The following is a 3,589-nucleotide window of genomic DNA, read 5'->3' on the forward strand; positions in this document are numbered from 1 at the left end:
TTTAAAACGCTTTGATTTTGACAAAAATATGCTTTTTATACCACACTCATCTGTAAAAATCAGCCTTAATTTGCTGATTTGTAGTAATTCATTGAACCGTACAAGTTACGAAAAAATAGTTGAAGGAATTGCTATTGAAGGACGTGGTTTTTTTGAATGGCTCAATTTTGGTGGTGAAGCAACTGTTTTACTTGATTTTTGTATTTATAACAGGGCCTGATTTTCCGTTTTTCCCGTCGAAGTGGAATAGCCAGCCGCTGGATTTGTGCCAGAATAAAATTCTGGTTTTTTTGTTCCTGATGTTGTTAACTTGTTTGATCAGTTCATCCGGATTGGTTTCCACATCGGAGAGCAGCAGATGGGTCGGTTTATTCTTTTTGTGCTTGTATGAGGTGCAGATAAACCTGAATTTTTTCATGGTTTGCAGTTCAGAAATGCTACTGGTGCAGTAATTCGAATCGATGTAAAAGGTAGAAGGCATACGGTGGTGAAATTGTCTTTTGAAAAAATGCCTTAACGAAGAAAGAAAGGCAGTTGACTGGATAAAGGTTGTGATGGCCATTTTTTGAAGACGGGCATGCGATTGTTCAAAATATTTCAGATAAAAGAGTTTCATTGAACCGTAAAAATAAGAGACATATTTTTTCGATTGTCTGGTTGAAAGCCCTTTAAAATGAATGATTTCGATGTCGGGATTGTACCAGAGTTGGTAGTCTGCTTTTGATATCCGAATGGAAATATCAATATCTTCTGCAAAAAGAAAAAACCGTGGATCGAATCCGCCTGTCTTTTCCATGGCTTCCCGTGTAACAACCATGAACGCACCCGAGAGAACATCCACTTTTGCTGTTGTGTCATCTGCAACGTGTCTGGCATGATAGTTAAATTTTAAATTTTGGGAAGGAATGATCTTTTGAAAGCCCGAAAATTTGAGAAATGATGCAAGAGGATACGGGAAATTTCTTTTCGATTCGGGCAGAAAACAGCCTTTGCCATCTGTCATTTTGGCCCCCATGGCTCCTGTTTCCGGATATTCTCTGAAGAATGAGAATATTTTTTTTTCAATATTTAAGGGTACAATAGTGTCCGGATTCAGAAACAGGATGTATTTGCCTCGTGCAATAGAGAAACCCTTGTTACAGGCTTTGCCAAAGCCTTCATTTTGGTTTCTGATTATTTTTACAAAGGGATAGTTTTGAGCCAGTTGTTCGAGGTAACGATCGTAACCGGCATTGTCAACAATGATTACTTCCGATTCTTTAAGATTGTTTTGTTCCAACGACCATAAACATAAAATATTCAGAGGCGTGGCATGGTAAGAAACGATAATGACAGACAATTTGGGCGCCGTATATGATGCTTCCATATCATTTACTTAATTTATTGGTCTAATGAACCTTGTATGTAAGATTTATACATGTTATTAGTGTGGTAACCTGTTTATACATTTAGACTGTTAGAGTTGTTATGGTTGTTAGAATTGTTAAGATGTTAGAATTGTTAGGGATTGTTCAGAAACTGAGTGGGATTGTTCAGAAAACTGGGTCAATTATCAATGGCCAATGACCACTAATCACTAACCACTAATCACTAACCACTAAAAACTAATCACTAAAAACTAACCACTAAAAACTAATCACTAACCACTAACCACTAATCACTATTGTGGCAAGCCTATCTGTGCTCGTTTCAAAAGTCTTTGCAGAAAAGAGATTTAATAAATCCACAGAAAGTTCTTTTCTCAGCTTTTTTGTATTGTGAAAGAAACAGCTCTCTTTCGCTTTCGGGAACATCCTGGCTGAGCATCTGATAAATCTCTCCCCATCCCGGGAAACCGCCTATGTTTCTGTCGTCAATATATACGTCTGCATTTATCTTACGGCTAACTGTTTCGTCAAATTCTTCTTCAGGAAAATTTTTGTTGACAGCATAAAATTCTATCCCGTGTTTTGCACAGAATTCGACGGCTTCGTCAAGTTCTTTTCCGGCCCTGAATGTCCAAAGAATTAAGAGATGTCCCTGCTTTTGCAAGGCCTTCAAAGTTTCGAATGCAAACAGCTTTTCTTTCCCGATTTTCGGATACCTGTGTTCTACAATAGTGCCGTCAAAATCAACTGCTATAACCATTTGTTTTTATTCTGAATTATCGTTTTCATCGAAATTTTCCGGTTCAATTTCGTTGCTGATACTATGAAGGGTAGGGCGGTTGATCAGATAGGCTAAAAATAATAACGCAAAAACATAAATAAAAGTGTTGTCGGCGGTAAGCATATAACCTATTAATCCCAGAACCGCCAGAGCTTCGAGCGTTACGATTTTGATGAAAAAGCTGCTTTTATATTGCATCAGCTTTTCGTCGAAGGAAAGTTCCTGATTCAGATGTTTTATTTTTTTTGTGTGAAAAAAATAACTGGCAGGAATACCGCCCAATGATAATATCAGTATCACTGCCTTGAAGTTTTCTTTCTGAGCTAGTGTCCATTCAATAACGGCCCCCATCTCTTTTACCACCAGCAGGGCAATTATCATCATTACCACCATAGCGGCGAGAATGGTCCAAAAAAGAAACTTGATCTGTCTTAAAATTTTGTTTGTGTTCATCAAAAACGTTTTAAAGTGCATTTTTATCAAAGGGAAGACGGTCTACCAGTGATCGTCCCAGGGTCACTTCGTCGGCATATTCCAGTTCGTCGCCGATAGCAACCCCTCGTGCAATAGTGGTAAATTTTACAGGATAGGATTGAAATTTTCTGTAGAGATAGAAGTTGGTTGTATCACCTTCCATTGTAGTACTTAAGGCAAAAATGATTTCTTTGATCTCACCTTTTCTGAGCTTTTCTTCCAGGGGAGCAATGGTAAGGTCGTCAGGTCCCGTTCCGTCCATCGGGGAAATTAATCCCCCCAAAACATGATAAATGCCCTGGTATTGATGTGTGTTTTCAATGGCCATCACATCCCTTACATTCTCTACTATACATACCAATGAATGGTCTCGCCGCGGATTAGAGCAAATAGAACAGGTATCGCTATCGGAAATGTTGTAACAATTCTTGCAGTATTTTATTTCATCGCGAAGTGTGGTAATGGCATTGGCAAAGCTATCGACCGATTCTTTGTCCTGTTTCAGAATATGAAGTGCCAGCCTCAGGGCGGTTTTTCTGCCTATACCCGGTAGCTTTGAGAATTCATTAACAGCGTTTTCAAGTATCTTAGAGGGGAATTGTAATTCTGACATCGGTCTTATTTTTGTGAGTCAAAGTTAATAAAAAATGGGGCCACCAAATCCCCCAAAGGAGGACTTTTAGTCCGGGGCACTCTTGTTACTGGTTGCTTGTTACTGGTTGCTTGCTGGTTCGCTCGGCTCTGCCGCTTGCCTTGCAAGAATTCGTCAATTCGTCAATTCGTCAACTGGTTAATTGGAGGTTGCTGACTTTTTCAGCAACCTCTGTTTCAAATTTATTTTCCATTGTTCTTTTTGGCATTGCCCCAAAAAGAACCAAAAAGGTCTGGTCCGCTTAAACCTGGCTCCCCGCGAAAGCCAAAATTTCCGGCCATTGCGCAAGTCCATGAACGTCGCCCGTGTTGGCTT

The 3,589-nt window shown here is 39.3% G+C and carries 4 protein-coding genes and 1 pseudogene; 1 reads left to right on the forward strand and 4 read right to left on the reverse strand.

Features of this window, described 5'->3' with window-relative positions:
- A pseudogene (locus OQ5_RS20020) lies at window positions 1-220 on the forward strand (hypothetical protein); the annotation flags it as partial.
- Here the strand turns inward: OQ5_RS20020 and OQ5_RS0102425 are convergent.
- From OQ5_RS0102425 to recR, 4 genes are all read right to left on the reverse strand, one after another.
- Window positions 188-1,366 carry a glycosyltransferase family 2 protein gene (locus OQ5_RS0102425; protein WP_016775963.1) on the reverse strand — a complete coding sequence of 393 codons (1,179 nt, stop codon included), beginning with the start codon at window positions 1,364-1,366 and terminating at the stop codon, window positions 188-190. The pseudogene OQ5_RS20020 and the gene OQ5_RS0102425 overlap by 33 nt on opposite strands.
- 323 nt (window positions 1,367-1,689) lie before the next feature.
- Window positions 1,690-2,127: a BT0820 family HAD-type phosphatase gene (locus tag OQ5_RS0102430; protein ID WP_016775964.1), complete on the reverse strand. Its 438-nt coding sequence runs from the start codon at window positions 2,125-2,127 to the stop codon at window positions 1,690-1,692.
- Window positions 2,128-2,133: 6 nt separating this feature from the next.
- The gene (locus tag OQ5_RS0102435) at window positions 2,134-2,601 is read right to left on the reverse strand and encodes a hypothetical protein (RefSeq protein ID WP_016775965.1); all 468 of its coding nucleotides are present in this window, start codon (window positions 2,599-2,601) and stop codon (window positions 2,134-2,136) included.
- 10 nt (window positions 2,602-2,611) lie between these two features.
- Window positions 2,612-3,235, reverse strand: a complete 624-nt coding sequence (gene recR, locus OQ5_RS0102440; RefSeq protein WP_016775966.1) for a recombination mediator RecR — start codon at window positions 3,233-3,235, stop codon at window positions 2,612-2,614.
- Window positions 3,236-3,589 lie beyond the last annotated feature (354 nt).

The sequence above is a fragment of the Anaerophaga thermohalophila str. Valhall genome (assembly GCF_000250735.1).
Lineage (GTDB): Bacteria > Bacteroidota > Bacteroidia > Bacteroidales > Marinilabiliaceae > Anaerophaga > Anaerophaga thermohalophila_A.